The sequence below is a fragment of the Komagataeibacter melaceti genome (genome assembly GCF_003403295.1).
GTDB lineage: Bacteria > Pseudomonadota > Alphaproteobacteria > Acetobacterales > Acetobacteraceae > Komagataeibacter > Komagataeibacter melaceti.
The window spans coordinates 1-21,100 of the sequence record NZ_QUWV01000045.1 but is presented as its reverse complement, the minus strand read 5'-3'; the positions used below and the strand labels follow the sequence as shown (position 1 = coordinate 21,100).

Below are 21,100 nucleotides of genomic sequence, written 5' to 3'. Positions count from 1 at the left end.
GGTACCCGCCCTACGCGCCCAGATCGACCGGGTGGTAGCCCACGCGATCGGGCGCGCCGGGGGCGAAAAACCATGACCGGCGGCCATCCCCTTCCCGCGCGACACCAATGGCCGATGAACTGCACGTGCCAAAGCCGGAACGCGGCGGGATGTTGATCTCGCTGCCAGCCGGCAGCGAACGGTCGGCCAGCAGGGTGGTCCATGCCGTCCATTCCGGCGGCACGGGGCGCACCGCCGCGCGGAATCGCGGCAGGTGGCGGTGGATGCGCGGCATGGCCATGTCATCGGGGTCGGTGGTGGCGACCATGTGCACGCCGGGCGCCAGGCGTTCGACCTGCGGCTGGCCATAGCCGGGACCACGGATGAAAAAGGCGTCCGTCCGGTCCGCCACGATCATGTTGAACGAACGCCACGCGCCCGCGTCGATCGTGGCGATATGGCTGACCGCTTCATCCGCGGTCGTGAACCGTCCGGCCAGCAGCGGCAGCGCGCCACGGGAGTTCTTGCCCGGCGCCGGGCCAAGACTGCCCACGCGGTTCATGATCCCGGCCACGACGCCTGCGTCATTCAGGGTCAGCCACGAGCCGCCCGCCACACAATCCTGCCCGCCCATGACCTGGGGCTGGTCGGCCCAGTGCCGCCCCGGCGGCAGCCAGGGGCGGTCGAGGCGTTCATCACGGTTGGCCGCCAGCAGCAGCGGCCATTCCTGATCCGGATCGTGAGAGATGACGACAGTACACACGCGCCAATATCCTGCTGTTGTTTCCGTCAGGCCACGGGGCGGTTCAGCTCCGTGCGGGCCCCGTCTCGCCAAAGACGCGGGTGAAGGTATGGTCAAGGGAGCGCAGATGCGATGCGCTGTCCATCGCAGCGTCCAGCACCTCTGCCGGTACGCGGCCCGCCACTTCGGGGTCGGCCTCCAGGTTTTCACGGAAGGTTTTGGCATCCTTGTGGCCAAGCCGGGTCCATGTCGCCATCGCGTTGCGCTGGACGATGCGGTAGGCGTCCTCGCGCAGGATTCCGGCGCGCGCCAGCGCCAGCAGCACCTCGCCCGAATGGACGACACCGCCAAGGCTGTCGATATTGGCCTGCATCTGGTCGGGATAGACCACCAGCTTTTCCATCATGCCCGCAAGGCGCATGAGCGCGAAGTCCAGCCCGATCGTGCCATCTGGGCAGATGTTGCGCTCAACCGAGGAATGGCTGATGTCGCGCTCATGCCACAGGGCCACGTTTTCCAGCGCGGGAATAACGTGCGAACGCACCAGGCGCGCCAGACCGGTCAGGTTTTCCGACAGGACGGGGTTGCGCTTGTGCGGCATGGCGGAGGAGCCTTTCTGCCCCTTGTGGAAGAATTCTTCCGCCTCACGCACTTCCGAACGCTGCAGGTGGCGCACTTCGGTCGCGAGCCGCTCGATCCCGCTGGCAATGACCGCCAGCGCGCAGAAATAGGCCGCATGCCGGTCGCGCGGGATCACCTGCGTCGAGACATCCTCCGGCTTCAGGCCCAGCCTGCTGGCCACGAATTCCTCAACGCGCGGGTCGATATGCGCATAGGTGCCGACCGCGCCGGAAATGGCGCAGACCGCGATCTCCTCACGCGCGCGGAGCAGGCGGGCGCGGTTGCGGGCGAATTCGGCATAATGACCGGCCAGTTTCAGCCCGAAGGATGTCGGCTCGGCATGGATGGCGTGGCTGCGGCCGATGGTCAGGGTATATTTATGCTCGAACGCCCGGCGCTTGAGCGCCGCCAGAACGGCGTCCAGATCCTCCAGCAGCAGGTCGGTCGCCTGCACCATCTGCACGGACAGGCAGGTATCCAGCACATCGGACGATGTCATGCCCAGATGCACGAAGCGGCTGTCCGGCCCGATCTTTTCAGCAAGCCAGGTCAGGAAGGCAATGACGTCATGGCGGGTTTCGGCCTCGATCTCGTCAATGCGGTCAAGGTCGGCCTGCGAGAAGGCGGCCATCGCGGCATCGCCCTTTTCACGGATGGTCCGGGCGGACTGCGCGGGAATCGCGCCGTATTCCGCCATGGCCTCGCAGGCCAGGGCCTCGATCTCGAACCAGATGCGGTAGCGGTTCTCGGGCGACCAGATGGCGGCCATGACGGGGCGGGTATAGCGCGGTACCATGTTCTCGGGCTTCCTTGGCTCAGCAACACAATCGGGATCAGGTCGCCTTCCTAACCAATTCTGTCGCGTGCGTCTTCCTTAATTCACGCCCGTTTTATCATGGGGCATACATCATCTGTCATGACAGGCACGATTGCATGATGCACCCAGAGAACGGCATAAAGCAGTTGTGAAGCCCTGCCCCGCTGCGCGCTTCCCCCCACAATGCAGGACCAGCCCCGCCCATGGCCGCCTTTTTTTCATCTTCCGCCCTTTATGCGCTGGCCCAGGTCATCCTGATTGACGTGACCCTTGCGGGGGACAATGCCGTCGTGGTGGGCATGGCGGTGCGCAACCTGCCGCACCGTTCACGCCGAATCGCCATCCTGTGGGGCGTGCTGGGGGCGGCGCTCATCCGCATCTGCCTGGCGCTGGTTGCCGTCAGGCTGCTGGCCATCATCGGTCTGACGCTGGCGGGCGGGTTGCTGCTGCTGTGGGTGTGCTGGCGCATGTACCGCGAAATGGCCGGCCCCGCCCACACGCAGGAAGGCACGCCCGCGCCCGCATCGCTGCGCAACGCCATTATCCGCATTATCGTGGCCGACCTGTCCATGAGCCTTGATAATGTCCTGGCGGTCGCCGGTGCCGCCGGGGAACATATGGGCGTGCTGGTGGCCGGGCTGGTCATATCCGTAACATTGATGGCCGTTGCGGCAGCACTCATTGCCCGGCTGCTGGAACGGTACCGCTGGATTTCATGGATCGGGCTGCTGGTGGTGCTGATGGTGGCGATCGAACTGATCATAAAAGGCGGCGGCGAAGTCTGGACCCATGTGGGAAGTGCCGCGTAATGCCCCGGCGCACCTGCCTGTGGCTGGATAAGGCGGCCGGGCTGGTGCTGGCGGGCTACATGGCCCTGCATTGCGCCCATGCCGCCGCCCCGACCATGCCTCCCGTTGCACCTCCTGCCACGCAGGGCGACTGGCCCACCCCCGGACAGGCCGCGACCGGCAATGCCGATGACGACCCCGTTGCGGCAAAACTGCTGGTCTACCTGCGCCTGCTTTCCCCCGTGGGGGGCAGTGCGGATGAATACGCCACCTTCCTGCACGAAAACCCCTCATGGCCGCTGCGCCCCACCCTGCTGGCACGCTTCCAGCAGGCCCTTGCAGCGGAACCGGACGACGCCACCGTAGCCCGGCTGTGCCCGGTTCTGGCACTAAACGACGTGCATGCACTGCTGCGGTGCAACGCGGTTACTCCCCGCGCGCCCCGGCTTGATGACTGGGCGCGCGATGTCTGGGTGCGCCGCGCGGACAATGCCACCGATGCGCAGGCCCTGCTGGCCGCTTTTGGTGCCGTCCTGCGCGGCGAGGACCACTGGCAGCGCTTTGACCGCCAGGAACGCACCGGCATGGTGGAAGCGGCGGGCAGGCAGGTTGCCCTGCTTGACGCCACGCAGCAGCCCATTGCCCGTGCCCGCCTGGCCTTCCGCCGCAACGACCCGCAGGCGGAAGACATGCTTGCCGCCCTGCCACCGGAACAGCAGGCCGATGCAGCACTCCTGCTTGATCACCTGCGCTGGCTGCACCGCGCCCAGCAACTGGACGGGGCGCTTGCCCTGTGGCGCGCACGCGGTATCGAGACCGAAAAACACCTCCCCCCCGAGACCGCCGCCCTGTTCTGGCGCGAACGTGACGGGCTGGCGCGTGACCTGCTTCAGGCGCGCCGGGCGGATGACGCCCTGTTCGTGGCCAATGACAGCGCCGCCATCGGGTCAGCCAATCATTACGACGCCCTGTTCCTGACCGGCTGGATCAGGTGCGAATACCTGAAGCAGCCGGAACGCGCACAGGAAGATTTTGCCCCGCTGGCGCAGGCGGTGCCGGTCATTACCCGCAGCCGCGGGCTGTTCTGGATGGGTCGCGCGCTATGGGCGCAGGGCCGACATGACGCGGCGCGGGCGCAATGGCGGCAGGCAGCACTTCTGGCCAATACATTTTACGGGCAGATGGCCATTGAATGGCTGGCGGGCAATCGCGTGAACCAGTTGCTGGTGCCCGACCAGGCGGGCCGCCAGATCCGCGCCTATCTGCGCCAGCAGAAGGAACCCGCCCCCAGCGTGGCCGACGCCGTGCGTTTCGATACGACGGAACTGGCCCGCGCTGCCGAGATTCTGGTGGCATGGGGCGACCGGCACCATGCGCGTGATTTCATTCTGGCGCTGGATGCGCAGGACACCGGGCCGATGAAGCACGTGCTGGCCGCCCGCATGGCCACCCGGCTGGACATACCCGATGCCGCCGTAATGGTGGCCCGCCTGGCCGGGCGCGACGGGCTGACGCTAGTGCATGAAGGCTGGCCCCGCCCCTACACGCCACCAGCGGCCTCCGTTCTGCCCGCCGATATGGCGCTGGCCATAGCACGGCAGGAAAGCGGGTTTGACGCGGGCGTGGTCAGCCCGGCGCATGCCGTCGGCCTCATGCAGATGATGGTGCCCACGGCCCGTGATGTCGCCCGCCAGCTCGGGCTGGCGGATGTGCATGTCAGCGCCACGACCCTGACCGACCCGCAACTGAACATGCGCCTTGGCGCGGCCTACCTGACCAACATCGCGCAGCGTCTCGGCAGCATCATCCCGTATGTGGCCGCTGCCTATAACGCCGGGCCGCACCGGACGGACAACTGGCTGCTGACACTGGGCAACCCCGCGCGCGACACCCCCGCACCCGAGGCCATGCTGGACTGGATAGAGAGCATTCCCTTTGGGGAGACACGCAATTACATTGAAAGGGTGGAGGAAAACATGGCCATTTATCAGGCAACTGACCCGGCACTGGGGCTGAACTGATGGCGATGTCCCCTGCCCGCTTCATCGCCAGTTTCTGCGGTACGGGGCTGGCGCCGCGCGCGCCCGGCACCGTAGGTTCCCTGGCGGCACTGGTGGCGGGCCTGCCGCTGCTGGCCCATGGCACATGGATGGCGCTGGCCATAGTGGTCTGCACGGTTGTGGGGTGGCGGGCGACGGAACTCGTCTCCAATGGCGAGGACCATGGCTGGATCGTGATTGATGAAGTCGCGGGCATGTGGCTGTCCATGCTTCCGCTTGCGCCGCTGCGCCTGTCCGCGCTGCGCTGGGCGGATGTGCTGTGGCTGCTGCTTGCCTTCGGGCTGTTCCGCCTGTTCGACATCACCAAGCCCGGCCCGGTGGGCTGGTTCGACCGGCGGCATGATGCCGTAGGGATCATGGGGGATGATGTCGTGGCCGGGATCATGGCCGCAGCCATCCTGAGCGGCATCCGTTTCCTTGCCTGAAGCGTTAGCGCGCCAGAAATGGAGATTGTGACAGATGTTGCCAGAGACCTTCCTTGCCCACATGCCCGAAGTCCTGAAACGCCTGCGCGCGGCGGGCTGCCGTATTGTCACGGCTGAAAGCTGCACGGGCGGCCTGCTGGCCGCAGCGCTGACCCATGCGGCCGGGTCATCGGATGTGGTGGCGGGGGGTTTTGTCACCTACTCCAACAGCATGAAGCACCATACGCTGGGCATTTCCAGCGGGCTGCTGGAGCGGCACGGCGCGGTCAGCCGGGAGGTCGCGGCCGCCATGGCACAGGGGGCGCTGGCAAACACCCCTGACGCCACATTGTCCATCGCCATCACCGGCATTGCAGGCCCCGGCGGCGGCACGCAGGACAAGCCCGTGGGGCTGGTCTGGTTTGGTGTGGCGGGCGGTGGGCAGGTCGATACCATTTCCCATGTCTTCCCCGGCAATCGTGGGGAGGTCCGCACACAGGCGGTAAGGACCGCAATGGCGCTGCTGCTGGACCATGCGGGGCGGCTGGCGGGCGGATGAAACCCGCCGGGCCTTGATCCGGGCCGCCCCATGCCGGGTATGCGGGGTCAGTACCCCGAGACGGTGCTGCCTGTCATCGGCACCTGAACCGGGCCGGATGTCTCGCCCGTGCCGGCTGCCTGCACGGGCTGCTTTCCCTGCTGCGGCGCGGCCTGCTGGCCTGTTGCCTGCCGGGACTTGAGCGAGGCCCGTGCATCCTGCAGGCTGCGGGCGTTCAGTTCCGCCGTTTCGGCATCGCTGCCGGGCGCGGGATGCGACGCCGGGGCGGCATGGGCATGCAGCGTGGTCAGCAGCAGAAGACCACCGGCGAGGGCGGGGACAAATTTTTTCATGATGATGTTCTCATTCCGGTCTGGCAGGGAGACTCAGGCGTTGCCTGCTTCAGCCGGACCGATCGGTTGAGGCGCCGGGGTTCGCGGTTGCCCGTAAATATCACGCGCACGGCGGATGAAGGCGGAAACCATAAGGCGCACGGCTTCGTTAAAGACCACGCCGATCGCCGCCTGCAGCAGGCGCGAACGGAATTCGAAGTCCACGAAAAAATCCACCAGGCAGCCACGCGCATCCGGCGTGAACGTCCAGACATTGTTCAGGTAGCGAAACGGCCCCTTTTCATACGTGACACGTATGGTGCTGGGGGCTTCAAGCTGGACACGGCTGGTGAATGTCTCCCGGAAGGGACCAAACCCGATGGTCAGGTCCGCGACAAGTTCGTTACTGGTGCGCGTGCGTACGCGCGCATTGGTACACCACGGCAGGAACTGGGGATATTTCCCGACGTCGGCCACCAGATCGAAAAGCTGATCGGGGGAATAGGCAATAAGCCGACGTTCGGCATGGGTGGGCATCACTTACTCTCCATTACGCCACGCTCTGTCCGCAGACGCTGTTCACGGGCGGCTCGCAGTTCCGCAAAATCAGAATCCGCATGATACGAAGACCGGGTAAGCGGTGACGAACTGACCTGAAGGAACCCCTTCACGCGGGCCATGGCCGCGTAATCGGCAAATTCATCAGGCGTTACAAACCGGGCTACCGCAGCATGCTTTACCGTAGGCTGGAGATATTGCCCCAGGGTGATGAAATCAACGTCCGCTATCCGCAGGTCATCCATGACCTGAAGGATTTCCGCCCGTTCCTCGCCCAGTCCAAGCATCAGTCCCGATTTCGTGAAGATGGAGGGATCAAGCCGTTTCACGTCATCAAGCAGGCGCAGCGACTGGTAATAGCGCGCACCGGGCCGGATGCCGGGATAGAGCCGGGGCACGGTTTCCAGGTTGTGGTTGAACACATCGGGCCGCGCACGGACCACGACCTCCAGCGCGCCGGGCTTGCGCAGGAAGTCAGGCGTCAGGATCTCGATGGTGGTATCAGGCGCGCTGGCGCGTATGGCCCCGATAACGCGCGCGAAGTGCTGCGCGCCCCCATCGGCCAGGTCGTCACGATCGACCGAGGTGATCACCACATGCCGCAGCCCCAGCCGCGCCACGGCATCGGCCACCCGTTCCGGCTCATCGGGGTCAAGCGCGTGGGGCAGCCCGGTCGTGACGTTGCAGAACGCGCAGGCCCGGGTGCAGATTTCGCCCATGATCATCATGGTCGCGTGCCGCTGCGACCAGCATTCCCCGATATTGGGGCAGGCTGCCTCCTCACACACCGTGACCAGCTTGTTATCACGCATGAGCTTGCGTGTTTCATGGTACGTGGGGTGGTTGGGGGCGCGCACGCGTATCCAGTCGGGCTTGCGCGCGATCGGGTTATCGGGCCTGTGCGCCTTTTCCGGGTGGCGCAGGGCGGGGTCACCCTTTTTACGGTGGTCGATCATCACACGCACAGACATGGCACAAATTCCCTGCAAACAGGCCGATAGCCAGAAGTGTAACGCCTGCCGCACCGCGTCAAGCGTTCATACCCCCTTCCCCCCCGGAACGGATCACAACCGCACGATCAGATATGCAGTGCGCCGTCATACGCCGCCAGAACGGCCTCGTGCATGGTTTCCGAGATGGTGGGATGGGGGAAGACGGTCTCCTTCAGTTCGGCTTCCGTCAGTTCACCCGTACGGGCGATGACATAGCCCTGAATCATTTCCGTCACTTCCGCCCCGACCATGTGCGCGCCCAGCAATTCGCCGGTTTCCGCGTCGAATATGGTCTTCACCAGCCCTTCGGGTTCACCCATCGCGATGGCCTTGCCATTGCCGATGAAGGGGAAGCGCCCGATACGGAGCTTGTAGCCCGCTTCCTTGGCGCGTGCTTCCGTCAGCCCGACGGAGGCCACCTGCGGGCGGCAGTAGGTACAGCCGGGAATGTTGAGCGGGCTGATCGGGTGGACCGTACGGCCCGCGATCATCTCCGCCACCATCACGCCCTCATGGCTGGCCTTGTGGGCAAGCCACGGCGGGGCCGCGATGTCGCCAATGGCGTAAACCCCCTTCTCGCCCGTGCGGCAGTAGGGATCGACCTTGATGTGGGTGCCCGCCACCTCGATCGCGGTGCCTTCCAGCCCGATATTCTCGACATTGCCGACAATACCCACGGCGGAAATGACCCGCTCCACCGTAACCTGCTGCGTCTTCCCGCCCGCGGTAACATCCACGGTCACGGAGTTGTCGCCCTTTGCGATCGTGCCCAGCTTGGCGCCGGTCAGGATCTTCATGCCCTGCTTTTCAAGGGCCTTGCGGGCAAAGGTACTGATCTCCGCATCTTCCACCGGCAGGATGCGGTCGGCCACCTCCACAATCGTGACCTCCGCGCCCATGTTGCGGTAGAACGAGGCGAATTCCACCCCGATCGCGCCCGACCCGATCACCAGCAGGCTGCGCGGCAGGGCTGTTGGCGTCATGGCCTCGCGGTAGGACCAGATCAGTCGGCCATCCGGCTCCAGCCCCGGCAGGACACGCGCGCGCGCACCCGTGGCCACGATGACATGGGGCGCGGTCAGGGCCGCGGTCTCCGCGCCATCGCGGCTGACCGAGACCTTGCGCAGACCGCCCTGCGTACCGGCCAGCTTACCGAACCCGTTGATGACCGTGACCTTGTGCTTTTTGAGCAGGTGGCTCACCCCGGCGGAAAGCTGGGCCGAGACATCGCGCGAGCGCTTGATGACCCGGGCGAAGTCGAAACGGATGTTGTCCGCCGCGAACCCGAAGCCGTCGAGGTCATGAAGCAGGTGGTTGATCTCGGACGCGCGCAGCAGCGCCTTGGTCGGGATACAGCCCCAGTTGAGGCAGATGCCGCCAAGCTGCGCGGCCTCGACCACGGCGGTTTTCAGCCCGAGCTGGGCCGCACGGATGGCCGCGACATACCCGCCGGGGCCACCGCCGATAATGATGACATCAAATTGTGTGGTGCTCATCTGGACCGTTTCCTCAGACCACAAGGCTCATCGGGTTTTCCACAACCGTGCGGAAAGCCGATACCCATTCCGCCGCCAGCGCGCCATCCACCACGCGATGATCGACCGACAGCGTCACGGTCATGACAGTGGCGACCGTGATCCCCTCATCCCCGACCACCGGCCGGCGCTCGGCCGCCGCAATGGCCAGGATCGCGGCCTGTGGCGGGTTGATGATGGCGGAGAAGGATTTCACCCCGTACATTCCCATGTTGGAAATGGAGAAGGTGCCGCCCTGGAATTCCTCCGGCTTCAGCTTGCCCGCCCGTGCACGGGCCACCAGATCGCGCGTTTCCTGGCTGATCTGGCGCAGGCTCTTGGTATCGGCCTGGCGCACGATGGGCGTGATCAGCCCGTCAGGGATGGACACGGCGACCGAGATGTCCACATCGTTGTGAACCAGCATCGCCTCCTCGGTGTACGAGACGTTGACCTTGGGCACCCGGCGCAGCGTGACCGCCGCCGCCTTGACCAGCATGTCATTGACCGAAATCTTGTACGATCCCGGCCCCTCGGCGGGCGAGGCCGCGTTCATCTGGCTGCGCAGCGCCAGCAGGGCGTCCAGTTTCACATCCATTTCCACATAGAAATGCGGAATGGTGGTCTTCGCTTCCGTCAGGCGGCGCGCGATGACCTTGCGCATGCTGGAATGGGGCACGCTTTCGTAATTTCCACCCGCCACAGTCGCGGCCGGGGCAGCCTTCGGCGCGGGGGCGGCGGCAGGTGCGCTGGCGGCCTGCTCCACGTCCCGGCGCACGATGCGCCCGCTGGGGCCGCTGCCCTTCAGCGTGGCGAGGTCAATGCCCTTCTGTGCCGCGATACGGCGCGCCAGCGGGGATGCGAAAACACGGCTGCGGCCCGCAGGAGCGGCAGCGGCGGCAGGTGACGCAACCGGCGTAGCACCAGCCGCCACGGCGGGGCTGGCCGCAGGCGCGGCGGCGGCAGGTGTGGTGGGCCTGGTTTCCGGCGCGGATGCAGGCGCATCAGGCACGCTTTCACCCTCGGCCACCAGTATGGCGATCGGCGCGTTGACGGCTATGCCCTCGGTCCCGGCGGGCACGAGGATACGGCCCATGATCCCTTCGTCCACGGCCTCGACTTCCATCGTGGCCTTGTCCGTCTCGATTTCCGCAATCACGTCACCGGACGCGATACTGTCGCCTTCCGCCTTGAGCCAGCGGGCCAGCTTGCCTTCCTTCATGGTGGGGGAAAGCGCCGGCATCAGGATGTTGATCGACATCGTGCGTTCCCTCACACAACCTGCCGGACGGCATTGATGATCCAGTCCGCATTGGGCAGGGCAAGTTTTTCAAGATTGGCGGCAAACGGCATCGGCACATCAGCGCCCGCCACGCGCACCGGCGGCGCGTCGAGGTAATCGAAGGCATGTTCGATCACCTGCATCGCGATTTCCGCGCCAATACCGGCGAACGGCCAGCCTTCCTCCACACAGACGAGGCGGCTGGTCTTCTTCACGCTGTCCACCACGGTTTTCGTATCCAGCGGGCGGATGGTGCGCAGGTTGATGACTTCCGCCTCGATCCCCTGCGCGGCCAGTTTTTCCGCCGCATCAAGGGCCACGCCAACCATGATGGAGAACGTCACGATGGTCACGTCCCGGCCTTCGCGCTCTACCTTGGCCTTGCCGATGGGCAGGATGAAGTCCTCATCTACCGGGCAGGGAAAGCGCTGTCCGTACAGGATCTCGTTTTCAAGGAAGATGACCGGGTTGGGGTCACGGATCGCCGCGCGCAGTAGGCCCTTGGCATCCGCTGCCGACCATGGCGCGACCACCTTCAGCCCCGGCACATGGCCGTACCAGCTTGCATAGCACTGCGAATGCTGCGCGCCCACGCGGGCGGCGGCACCATTGGGGCCACGGAACACGATGGGGCAGGACATCTGCCCGCCGGACATGTAGCGCGTCTTGGCGGCGGAATTGATGATCTGGTCAATGGCCTGCATGCCGAAGTTCATGGTCATGAACTCGACAATCGGCTTCAGCCCGGTCAGCGCCGCGCCAATGGCCATGCCGGCAAAGCCCTGTTCGGTAATGGGGGTGTCGATCACCCGCTTTTCCCCGAACTCGTCCAGCAGCCCCTGCGAGACCTTGTAGGCCCCCTGGTACTGGGCCACTTCCTCACCGATCAGGAACACATCCTCATCACGGCGCAGTTCGGCGGCCATGGCGTCGCGCAGGGCTTCACGCACCGTGATCTCGCTACACTCACCCCAGTCCTTTTCCGGCTGGGCGGGAGCGGGCGCGCTGCCCGACGGGGCGGGTGCGGCAGGTGCACCAGCAGGCTGGGGCTGTGCCTGCGTGGTCGGTGCGGGCTGGGCTGTAGCGGGCTGGGCGTCGGCGTCCTCACCTTCCGCCAGCAGGATGGCGATGGGGGTGTTGACGGGCACGTTCTCCGTCCCCTCCGCCACCAGGATGCGGCCCATGATCCCTTCGTCCACGGCCTCGACTTCCATCGTGGCCTTGTCCGTCTCGATTTCCGCAATCACGTCACCCGCGGCGACCGCATCCCCCGTCCTGCGCAGCCAGCGGGTCATCTTGCCCTCTGTCATGGTGGGGGACAGGGCGGGCATAAGTATTTCTGTTGCCATCTTTAATCAGCTTTCCACCAGCACATCTGTCCACAGCTCCGACGGGTCCGGTTCGGGGCTGGTCTGGGCGAATGTCGCCGCATCGGTCACGATCTCACGCACCTTGTCATCCATGGCCTTTAGTTCGCCCTCGGCCACGCCCATTTCCAGCAGCTCGCGCCGCACGCGGTCGATGGGGTCATGGTTCTTGCGTATTTCATCCACCTCGGAACGCTGGCGGTATTTTGCCGGGTCCGACATGGAATGGCCACGGTAGCGATAGGTATCGACCTCCATCAGCACCGGGCCCTTGCCCGCGCGGCAATGGGCCACGGCCTCATGCGCCGCCGCGCGCACGGCGTTCACGTCCATGCCATCGACATGCATGCCGGGGATGCCCCACGGTTCGCCATTGCGCCACAGTTCCTTCGATGCCGAAGCACGCTCGACGCTGGTGCCCATGCCGTAGCGGTTGTTTTCGAGCACGAACAGGCAGGGCAGCTTGTGCAGGGCCGCGAGGTTGAAGCTCTCGTAAACCTGGCCCTGGTTGGAAGCGCCTTCACCATAATAGGTGACCGAGACCTCATCCGTGCCACGGTACTTGTTGGCAAAGGCCAGCCCGATCCCGAGCGAGACCTGCGCGCCCACGATGCCGTGCCCGCCATAGAAATGCTTCTCGGAGGAGAACATGTGCATGGAGCCGCCCTTGCCGTGGGAATAGCCACCCTCACGCCCGGTCAGCTCCGCCATCACCCCGCGCGGGTCCATGCCCGCCGCCAGCATCTGCCCGTGGTCACGGTAGGAGGTGATGATCTTGTCCCCCTGCTTCAGCTCCGCCTGAATCCCGACCACGACCGCTTCCTGGCCGATATAGAGGTGACAGAACCCCCCGATCAGCCCCATGCCATACAACTGGCCCGCGCGCTCCTCGAACCGGCGGATAAGCACCATCTGGTAATAGGCGTGCTTGAGGTCGGCCTCGGCCATGGTCCGGCTGTTATGGCCACCTGACAGGCCGGGATCTGTCTCGTTACTCATCGAAGGTCCTTGCTTCTTGTTGCCAGAGCGCTCTTGCCTGCGCTCCTGCCACGACATGGGCGTTACAGGTGCGAAATGGGGTCCCGTTCCGTCATGGGGGCGCCACGCGGTTATAAGTACCGGAAGCCCCGCCGGATTTATGGATCACGTGTATCTGACAGATCTCCATGTCCCGCTCGACGGCCTTGCACATGTCATACAGCGTCAGCGCGGCGACGGAGGCGGCGGTCAGGGCCTCCATTTCCACGCCGGTCGGCCCGGTGGTGCGCACACGGGCGGTGATCTCCACCCCCTGCCCCGCCGCATCGGGCGCAAGCTCCACCCGCACGGAGGAAATGGCCAGCGGGTGGCACAGCGGGATCAGGTCCGATGTCTTCTTGGCCGCCATGATGCCCGCAATGCGCGCGGTGGCCAGCACGTCGCCCTTGGGCATCTGCCCCGCCATGATCATGGCCAGTGTCTCGGGGCGCATCCTGACCAGACCGTGCGCCACCGCCTCACGCCGCGTATCGGGTTTGGCCGAGACATCGACCATGACCGCGTGCCCCGCCGCGTCCAGATGTGACAGGCGGGGCGATGTCATGGCGCGGTCCCGGTGGCGGTGGTGCCCAGCAGGGCGTGGACGGCAGCCCCCACATCTTCCTGCCGCAGCAGGCTTTCACCCACCAGAAAGCCCGAGGCCCCCACCGCGTTGAGCCGCAATACATCCGCATGCGTGCGGATACCGCTTTCGGACACGATGATCCGGTCCGGCGGCACCAGCGGGGCGAGGTCCAGCGTGGTCTGGATATCGGTCTGCAGTGTCTTGAGATTGCGGTTGTTGATGCCGATCAGAGAAGTATCGAGCGCCAGCGCGCGGTTCAGTTCCTGCTCGTCATGCACCTCGACCAGCACGTCCATGTCCAGCCCGCGCGCGATGTCGAGCAGTTCAGCCGCCTCGGCATCGGTCAGGATCACCATGATGAGCAGGATGCAGTCCGCCCCGATCAGGCGGCTTTCATGCACCTGCCACGGGTCGATGATGAAATCCTTGCGCAGCAGCGGCAGCTTGCACGCCTCTCGCACACGGGTCAGGTCTTCCGCGCTGCCATGGAAACACGAACCTTCCGTCAGGACCGAGATGCAGGCGGCCCCCGCCTTTTCATATTCGGCGGCAATGACCGTGGGCTCGTAATCCGGGCGCAGGATACCGGCCGAAGGCGAGGCCTTCTTGATTTCCGCAATCAGGCCGATCTGGTGGTCGGCGGTTTTCTGCTTGAGCGCCTGGCCAAAGCCACGCGGCGGCGTGTTCACTTCCCGCGCGCGGGCCGTGATTTCCTTCAGCGGCATGACTTTCGCGCGCTGCGCCACGTCCACCCGTGTCCGTGCACAGATACGTTCCAGAACATCGGGGATGCCATCTTCATCCGCGGGCTGGACACTACCTGTCTGGGGGGAGGTCATTGGCGTGTCGTTCATTTTCTACCCTGTTACTCTGTTAGGCTCATCCGCCCGGAACTTCCGGACAGCCTCCAGCACGGCAAGCACCGCGCCACGATCAAGAACTTCGGCCGCAATGGCGATGTTCCCGCGCAGGGCGGCATAGTCAATCCCGCCGCCCCGGATGATGGTGTCGCCCCGCCCCGCCACATGCAGCGCCACCGCCGCGTTGAGTAGGACGGTATCACGGTACGCGCCCGCCGCCCCTTCGGCCAGTTCGCGCAGCGCGCGGGCGTTATGGGCGGGCGTGCCCCCCGCGATGGCGCTGATCGGCGCGGGCGTAAGGCCCGTTGCCGCCGGGTCGAGGGCGAGGGAGAAGATCTCGCCCCCCTCCAGCACGCAGGCATGGGTGGGACCGGCAAGGGTCACTTCATCAATGAACCGCCCCCCGCCACATTCGCCGCTGACCGCCCAGACACGCTCCGACCCGGCTTCACGCAGGGTTCGGGCCATGACTTCCAGCCACGTGGGGGAGAACACGCCCACAAGCTGCCGCGTAACCCCGGCGGGATTGCACAGCGGGCCGACAAGATTGAAAATGGTGCGAAAACCCAGGCCGCGCCGCACCGCGCCCACATGCCGCATGGCCGGGTGGTGGCTGGTCGCGGCAAGAAACGTCACGCAGTGGCGCGCCATCATTGCGCGGATCTGCCCGTTTTCCACCGGCAGGGGCACGCCGAGTTCCAGCAGCACATCCGTAGCCCCGGAGCGCGAGGACAGCGCCCGGTTGCCATGCTTGACCACCGGCACCCCGAGCGCCGCCAGCACGAAGGCCACGGCGGTGGAGACATTGAGCGTGCCCAGCCCGTCACCGCCGGTGCCGCATACATCCATGGCGCCCGCCGGCATGTCCGGCACCGCCAGCATACGTGCGCGCATGGCCCGTACGGCGGCATGCAGTTCGGTTACGCTCTCGCCACGTATATGCAGTGCGGTCAGGAAGGCAGCCAGCGGGATTTCCCCCACCGCGCCATCCATGATCTGTCCGAACGCCGCCCCCGCCATGGCGGGTGACAGGTCCTGCCCCGCCAGCAGGTGGGCGAGGATGTCCCTGAACTCTGCCTCGCGGGCCGGGGCGGGGTCCGTGCTGCTGTTCATGGCCGCTCAGGCAGCCTTGCGCGGTGTGTTCCGGCCCCGCGCAAGGGACAGGAAATTGGCCATGATTTCATGGCCGTATTCGGATGCAATGCTTTCAGGGTGGAACTGCACGCCAAATATCGGCAGGCTGGCGTGGCGCAGCCCCATGATCACCCCGTCCGATGACCGTGCGGTGACGGCCAGCGTATCGGGCAGCGTGTCGGGATCAACGGTCAGGCTGTGGTAGCGGGTGGCGTTGAACGGCTCCGGGATGCCGGCAAAAATGCCCGTGCCATCGTGATAGACCGGCGAGACCTTGCCATGCATGGGCACCGGCGCGCGCACCACCTGCCCGCCAAACACCTGCCCGATGGCCTGATGACCAAGACAGACACCGAATACCGGCACCTTGCCTGCCGCCTCGGCAATCAGGTCACAGCATATACCGGCCTCGTTGGGCGAACATGGGCCAGGGGAGATGACAATGGCCTCGGGCCGCAGCGCCAGCGCGTCAGCCACGCTGATCGCATCGTTGCGATAGACGTCACACTTCTCCCCCAGATCCCCCAGATAATGGACGAGGTTGAAGGTGAAGCTGTCATAATTATCGATCAGAAGGATCATGGTCGTATCATGGCTTTTCCGCTGGGCCGGGTCAAACCTTCAGGTCCGGCCCGGCATGTCGTGTGCCATCCTATCATGCCTGCGGGCGCTATAAAATCGCCTTATCCGCCCTCACCCGTGGCAAATCGCACCGCCTCTTCCGCCGCGCGGAACAGGGCGCGGGCTTTCTGGCGGGTTTCCTCGTATTCGGCATCGGGGATGCTGTCGGCTACAACGCCACAGCCTGCCTGCACGTACATCCGGCCATCCTTCACCACCGCCATGCGCAGGCCGATGCAGGTGTCCATGTCCCCATCGGGGCCAAAATAGCCGATGCACCCGGCATAGGTGGCGCGCCGGGTGGGTTCGACCTCATCAATGATCTGCATGGCGCGAATCTTGGGCGCGCCGGTCAGGGTGCCGGCGGGGAAGCCGGACATGAGCGCGTCGAGCGCTTCCAGCCCGGGACGCAGCCGTCCCTCCACGTTGGAGGAGATGTGCATGACATGGCTGAACCGCTCGATCACGAACTGTTCCGTCACCCGGACCGAACCCAGTTCGCACACCCGGCCCACATCGTTGCGGCCAAGGTCGATCAGCATCAGGTGCTCGGCACGTTCCTTGGGGTCGGCCAGCAGTTCGGCTTCCAGCGCCAGATCCTCGGCCACCGTGTTCCCGCGCGGGCGGGTTCCGGCCAGCGGGCGGACCGTCATGGTGCCTTCGCGCAGGCGCACCAGTATCTCGGGCGAGGAACCGACCAGGCTGAACCCGTCAAGGTCCAGATAGAACAGGAACGGTGCGGGATTGATACGCCGCAGCGCACGATACAGCGCGAAGGGCGGCAGGCTGAACGCGGCGCTGAAGCGCTGGCTCGGCACGATCTGGAACGCATCCCCCGCCGCGATATAGTCCTGCAGCCTGCGCACGACATTGCAGAACTCATCCCGCGACATGTTGGATTCCGGCACCGGCGGCGCGATCCCGTCCTGCGGGCCATCCGGCAGTTCCACGGGGGTGGACAGCGCGGCGCGGGCTTCGTGCAGGCGGGCCTGCGCCTCATCCCACAGGGTCTCGGGCGCCACACCGGCCTTGGGCCGCAGGGGGGCGGCCAGCAGCAGCTCGTCACGCACCGTGTCGAATATGGCGAACAGGCCGGGACGGATCAGGATTCCTTCGGGCAGGTTCAGGTCATCGGCGGGCATGTCGGGCAGGTATTCGACCTGCCGGATCATGTCGTAACCAAGATAGCCGAACACGCCCCCCGTCATGGGCGGCATGCCTTCGGGCAGCGTCATGCGGCTTTCATGCAGGATGCGCCGCAGGGAGACCAGCGGGGCATCGGCCTCGGGCGTGAATTCATGCACGGGTGCGGCCGGGTCATGGCAGACACTGGCGCTTCCGTCATGGCAGCGCCAGATCAGGTCCGGCAGCAGACCAATAACGGAATAGCGCCCGCGCGAGGTCCCGCCCTCAACACTTTCCAGCAGAAAGGCGTTATGCCCGCCATTGCTGCCGCCATGGCTGCGCGCCAGCCGCGACAGGCGCAGGAAGGCGGCCACCGGGGTCAGCAGGTCAGCGGGTTCGACGCGCCAGGTGAGTGCGGCATTCCCCGCGCGCAGGGCGGCAAGGGCCTCCCCACGCAGGGCAGCATCAGGCTGCCGGAAGGAGGGGCGTATGCGCGATGCGTCTGCTGTCACTGTCCTGTTCCCGTGTTTTCTCTGCCCGTAACCTCGGCCATGACCGCGCGGATGGCGGCGTTGTTCGGCTTGGGTCTGACAATGCCTTCAAGCGCATTGCCGTAGCTCATTTCAATGTCATCGCCCATCGACTGGAGCAGCCCGGCGCGCACCCGGTCATAAAGCGGCTTGCGCGTGGCGGGGTCGGGATGGGTGATGCCGGTCAGCGTCGCGACCACGTAGGCCCCGTCCGTTTCCACCATCACGCTCTGCCCCGGATGGTCGAGGCGGAAGATCAGGGCCGCGACCTCACGCGGGATTTCCGGCGCGGGCTGGATGGGCGAGATCGGCTGGCTGTGCTCCAGCCCGGCAATGGCAGGCGTGACCTGCCCCAGGCCGCCATGTTCCTGCGCCTGCGTGTAGAAGGTCGTGGCCTGCTGGTCAGCCATATGGCGGCGTGCCTCGGCCTGCCATGCGGCTGCCACACGGGCACCGGCTTCCTTCAGGTCCAGCCCATGCGCGGGCGTTACCCCATCGACGGATACGGCGTACCATACCCCGTCCGGCCCCTGCACCAGTTCGGGATTGGCCCCCTTGGGCTGGGAGAAGATGCGCCCGATGATCGCCTGCCGCGCCGCATCGCCACCCGGTATGGGGGCGGGCGTGCCCTCATGCGTCAGGCCGCTCTGGTCCAGTTCACCCGAAACCGCGACGGCGCCGAGATCGGCCGGGATGGAATCCAGCCCGCCCCCCGCAATCGCATCCTGCAGTTTCTGCACCCGTTCCGCCACCAGCGCATCGGCGCGGGTATGGGCGATCTGGTCATGCAGGGCCTGCTTCACATCATCAAAGGCCGCACTATGGGCAGGCGTGATGGAAGTCACGCGGAAGACGACCCATCCCCCCTCGCTCTGGACGGGCCCCTGCGTCGCATCGGCGGGGGCGGCGAATATCTGACGCCCCAGTTCGGCGGACGGCACATCGCCCTGCCGGATGCCGGGCAGTTCCACGGCGGCGGCGTCCTTGCCCGCCGCCTTCTGCACATCCGCCCAGTTTCCGCCATCCACCCACCGGGCGCGCAGGGCCATGGCGCGGTCCTGTGTCGGCACGGTCACGACCTGCACGTTCCGCCGCTCGGGCGTGTTGAAGGTGCGCGACTGCGCCTGATAGGCCGCGCGCAGGTCGGCATCAGATATGTCGAGCTGATGGCCAATCGTGTCCGCCGACAGCACGACAATGCGGGCATGGCGGTATTCAGGGGCCTGGAATTCCCACGGATGGTTGGCGTAGTAGCGCGCGACCTGCGCCTCGGTCGGGGCAGCGGCGGGCTGCTGGGTATCAAAGGGCACGCGCACAAGGTCGATGGTGCGGGTCTGGGCCTCGAAATCAAACAGGCGGCGGGTCATCACGTCGGGCACGCCCACGCCATCGCGAATCGGCTGGAGCAGCATGCGCGACGCCTGTTCCTGCCGGACCAGATCAACCAGCCGCCCCTCGGACATGCCGGTGCGGCGCAGGCGGTCATTGAACAGCGCACGGTCGAAGCGCCCGTCACGCCCCTTGAACGCGGGGATGGAGAAAATTTCGTCACGCACCGAGGAATCGGGCACGATCAGGCCATGCCGGTCAGCCGCCAGCGCGATCTCGGCCTGAAGCACCAGGCGCTGGAGCACCTGCTGGGCCACCTGCTCACGCGTGGCGGAAGGAATCTGCGATGGATCGGACAGGTGCATGGACTGCGCGATCTGCGGCATCTCGGACTGGAGCGCGTTCTGGTAGGTCTGGACCAGGATGGTCTGCTCACCCACGCGGGCCGCCACGTCGGCGCGTTCCGTGCCGATGCCCATCAGCACATCGCCCACGCCCCAGCCGATGAAGGCGAGGAAAAACAGCCCGGCGACGATGCGTCCCACCCATGAATCAATGAACACGCGACACAGAAAAGATAGCATGAAAAACCTGCACCAGGGACCAAGATAAAAGGCGGACGGAAAATGGCATGCACACGACGCGCGCCTGCGGGGCTCCTGTTTTCCGGTCGCGCACCATACGGTCACGCTGGCGGTTTGACCAGCACTACCGTGCCCGCGCACCCGTTGTGCGTGCGCACGGGTTGCAACGCCGGGTGCGCCATGGTGTAGGCTGCGCGCCATGATAACCATGCCCTGCCCCGCAGCGGACAGCGCAGGCAAAGGCATGGGCGGGAGTAAAAAACATGAAGCAGATAATTGTCGGCAACTGGAAGATGAACGGCCTGAGCGCTGAGGCCGATGCCCTGGTGGCGGGGCTGGCCACGGAACTGGCCACCCTGCCCACGCGGGCCGATGTGGTGGTCTGCCCCCCCTTCACGCAGTTGGCCCGGCTTGGCCCTGCGGTAAAAAAGGCGGGCATGGCGCTTGGCGCGCAGGACTGCCATCAGGACAAGGCTGGTGCCCATACAGGTGACATTTCAGCACCGATGCTGGTGGATCTGGGGGTGGAGTATGTCATCCTTGGCCATTCGGAGCGCCGTGGCGAACACCATGAACTCGACGAGACGGTGCGTGAAAAGGCCGTGGCCGCCATGGCGGCGGGGCTGACCCCCATCGTCTGTGTGGGTGAAAACGCCGACCAGCGCGCCTCCGGCGAATCAGAGGAAACGGTGGGCTGGCAGATACAGGGCTCGCTGCCGCAGGGATTCCGGGGCATCGTGGCGTATGAACCGGTCTGGGCCATCGGCTCGGGCACGGCGGCGTCGCAGCAGGATATTGCCGATATGGCGGCCTTCATCCGTGAAGAACTGGTGCGCCAGTTCGGGGATGCTGGCAAAACGATCCGAATCCTTTATGGTGGGTCCGTTAACGAACGCAATGTCACCGATATCCTGCCTGTCGAACACGTGGACGGGGCGCTGGTGGGCAATGCCAGCCTGAAGGCCGAAACCTTCGTGCCGCTTGTCCGCGCCGCCCGACCGTCGTGATTGCCGCGCGGCCAGCGGGGATCAACTGGAAAGACGCATGATCACAGTTCTTCTTTTACTGCACCTGTTTGTCACCATCGCGCTGATCGGCACCATCCTGATCCAGCGCAGCGAGGGTGGCGGCCTTGGAATCGGTGGGTCGCAGGGCATGGGTTCCTTCATGTCCGGGCGCGGCACGGCAACGCTGCTCACGCGCTCCACCGCCGTGCTGGGCACGGCGTTCATGGTGCTGTCACTGACGCTGGCGGTCATGAACCGCGGGGCTTCCACCGGCACCGGCCATGACATCCTGGCCCAGCCGCCCGCCCCCTCC

Annotated in this window: 22 protein-coding genes; 7 read left to right on the top strand and 15 right to left on the bottom strand. The window is 65.6% G+C overall.

From position 1 onward, the window contains the following. Positions 1–10: 10 nt before the first annotated feature. Both DY926_RS05965 and purB read right to left on the bottom strand, forming a co-directional pair. Positions 11–742 carry an NRDE family protein gene (locus DY926_RS05965; protein ID WP_116702537.1) on the bottom strand — a complete coding sequence of 244 codons (732 nt, stop codon included), beginning with the start codon at positions 740–742 and terminating at the stop codon, positions 11–13. Positions 743–785: 43 nt separating this feature from the next. Then, the gene (purB, locus tag DY926_RS05960) at positions 786–2,138 is read right to left on the bottom strand and encodes an adenylosuccinate lyase (protein ID WP_116702536.1); all 1,353 of its coding nucleotides are present in this window, start codon (positions 2,136–2,138) and stop codon (positions 786–788) included. Positions 2,139–2,362: 224 nt separating this feature from the next. On the opposite strand from purB, the gene DY926_RS05955 reads away from it, so the two are divergent. From DY926_RS05955 to DY926_RS05940, 4 genes are read left to right on the top strand one after another with little or no spacing between them, the layout of a single operon-like run. Continuing rightward, positions 2,363–2,968, top strand: a complete 606-nt coding sequence (locus DY926_RS05955; RefSeq protein WP_116702535.1) for a YjbE family putative metal transport protein — start codon at positions 2,363–2,365, stop codon at positions 2,966–2,968. Then, positions 2,968–4,968, top strand: coding sequence for a lytic transglycosylase domain-containing protein (locus DY926_RS05950; RefSeq protein ID WP_241503079.1), 2,001 nt, complete (start codon positions 2,968–2,970; stop codon positions 4,966–4,968). The genes DY926_RS05955 and DY926_RS05950 overlap by 1 nt, the downstream gene beginning before the upstream one ends. Positions 4,969–4,973: 5 nt before the next feature. Then, positions 4,974–5,432, top strand: coding sequence for a phosphatidylglycerophosphatase A family protein (locus DY926_RS05945; RefSeq protein ID WP_116702596.1), 459 nt, complete (start codon positions 4,974–4,976; stop codon positions 5,430–5,432). A 34-nt stretch (positions 5,433–5,466) separates the two neighbouring features. After that, entirely contained in the window at positions 5,467–5,970 is a 504-nt protein-coding gene (locus DY926_RS05940) for a CinA family protein (RefSeq protein ID WP_116702534.1), read from the top strand. A 47-nt stretch (positions 5,971–6,017) separates the two neighbouring features. On the opposite strand, the gene DY926_RS05935 is transcribed toward DY926_RS05940, so the two are convergent. The 13 genes from DY926_RS05935 to DY926_RS05875 all read right to left on the bottom strand — a co-directional run bounded on the left by DY926_RS05935 (position 6,018) and on the right by DY926_RS05875 (position 19,741). Next, complete coding sequence (locus DY926_RS05935) at positions 6,018–6,302, bottom strand: hypothetical protein (RefSeq protein ID WP_116702533.1); 285 nt, start codon at positions 6,300–6,302, stop codon at positions 6,018–6,020. A gap of 33 nt (positions 6,303–6,335) precedes the next feature. Next, positions 6,336–6,818 (bottom strand): type II toxin-antitoxin system RatA family toxin, encoded by a 483-nt coding sequence (locus DY926_RS05930; RefSeq protein ID WP_116702532.1) that lies wholly within the window; start codon positions 6,816–6,818, stop codon positions 6,336–6,338. Beyond that, entirely contained in the window at positions 6,818–7,810 is a 993-nt protein-coding gene (gene lipA, locus DY926_RS05925) for a lipoyl synthase (protein WP_116702531.1), read from the bottom strand. The genes DY926_RS05930 and lipA overlap by 1 nt, the downstream gene beginning before the upstream one ends. A gap of 107 nt (positions 7,811–7,917) precedes the next feature. Then, positions 7,918–9,327 carry a dihydrolipoyl dehydrogenase gene (gene lpdA / locus DY926_RS05920; RefSeq protein WP_116702530.1) on the bottom strand — a complete coding sequence of 470 codons (1,410 nt, stop codon included), beginning with the start codon at positions 9,325–9,327 and terminating at the stop codon, positions 7,918–7,920. Between the two features lie 13 nt (positions 9,328–9,340). Then, positions 9,341–10,606 carry a pyruvate dehydrogenase complex dihydrolipoamide acetyltransferase gene (locus DY926_RS05915; RefSeq protein WP_116702529.1) on the bottom strand — a complete coding sequence of 422 codons (1,266 nt, stop codon included), beginning with the start codon at positions 10,604–10,606 and terminating at the stop codon, positions 9,341–9,343. A gap of 11 nt (positions 10,607–10,617) precedes the next feature. Next, a complete protein-coding gene (locus DY926_RS05910) occupies positions 10,618–11,976 on the bottom strand; it encodes a pyruvate dehydrogenase complex E1 component subunit beta (RefSeq protein ID WP_116702528.1) in 1,359 nt (452 codons plus the stop codon). 6 nt (positions 11,977–11,982) lie between these two features. Further along, on the bottom strand, positions 11,983–12,993 hold the full coding sequence (gene pdhA, locus DY926_RS05905; protein ID WP_116702527.1) for a pyruvate dehydrogenase (acetyl-transferring) E1 component subunit alpha: 1,011 nt from the start codon (positions 12,991–12,993) through the stop codon (positions 11,983–11,985). Between the two features lie 91 nt (positions 12,994–13,084). Beyond that, a complete protein-coding gene (gene moaC / locus DY926_RS05900; protein ID WP_116702526.1) occupies positions 13,085–13,576 on the bottom strand; it encodes a cyclic pyranopterin monophosphate synthase MoaC in 492 nt (163 codons plus the stop codon). Next, positions 13,573–14,451: an indole-3-glycerol phosphate synthase TrpC gene (gene trpC, locus DY926_RS05895; RefSeq protein ID WP_186336092.1), complete on the bottom strand. Its 879-nt coding sequence runs from the start codon at positions 14,449–14,451 to the stop codon at positions 13,573–13,575. The genes moaC and trpC overlap by 4 nt, the downstream gene beginning before the upstream one ends. Before the next feature lie 3 nt (positions 14,452–14,454). Further along, a complete protein-coding gene (trpD, locus tag DY926_RS05890; protein ID WP_116702524.1) occupies positions 14,455–15,570 on the bottom strand; it encodes an anthranilate phosphoribosyltransferase in 1,116 nt (371 codons plus the stop codon). 6 nt (positions 15,571–15,576) lie between these two features. Further along, entirely contained in the window at positions 15,577–16,173 is a 597-nt protein-coding gene (locus DY926_RS05885; RefSeq protein WP_116702523.1) for an anthranilate synthase component II, read from the bottom strand. A 101-nt stretch (positions 16,174–16,274) separates the two neighbouring features. After that, complete coding sequence (trpE, locus tag DY926_RS05880; protein WP_116702522.1) at positions 16,275–17,849, bottom strand: anthranilate synthase component I; 1,575 nt, start codon at positions 17,847–17,849, stop codon at positions 16,275–16,277. Next, entirely contained in the window at positions 17,846–19,741 is a 1,896-nt protein-coding gene (locus DY926_RS05875; RefSeq protein WP_241503078.1) for a peptidyl-prolyl cis-trans isomerase, read from the bottom strand. Before DY926_RS05875 ends, trpE begins: the two co-directional genes overlap by 4 nt. A gap of 86 nt (positions 19,742–19,827) precedes the next feature. Here DY926_RS05875 and DY926_RS17240 point away from each other — a divergent pair, with 86 nt between their 5' ends. The 3 genes from DY926_RS17240 to secG form a co-directional block, all read left to right on the top strand. Continuing rightward, positions 19,828–19,983: a hypothetical protein gene (locus DY926_RS17240; RefSeq protein WP_158551935.1), complete on the top strand. Its 156-nt coding sequence runs from the start codon at positions 19,828–19,830 to the stop codon at positions 19,981–19,983. A 60-nt stretch (positions 19,984–20,043) separates the two neighbouring features. Further along, positions 20,044–20,787: a triose-phosphate isomerase gene (gene tpiA / locus DY926_RS05870; RefSeq protein WP_116702520.1), complete on the top strand. Its 744-nt coding sequence runs from the start codon at positions 20,044–20,046 to the stop codon at positions 20,785–20,787. A 37-nt stretch (positions 20,788–20,824) separates the two neighbouring features. After that, positions 20,825–21,100 (top strand): preprotein translocase subunit SecG (gene secG, locus DY926_RS05865; RefSeq protein ID WP_116702519.1); only part of this gene is annotated, 276 nt, incomplete at its 3' end.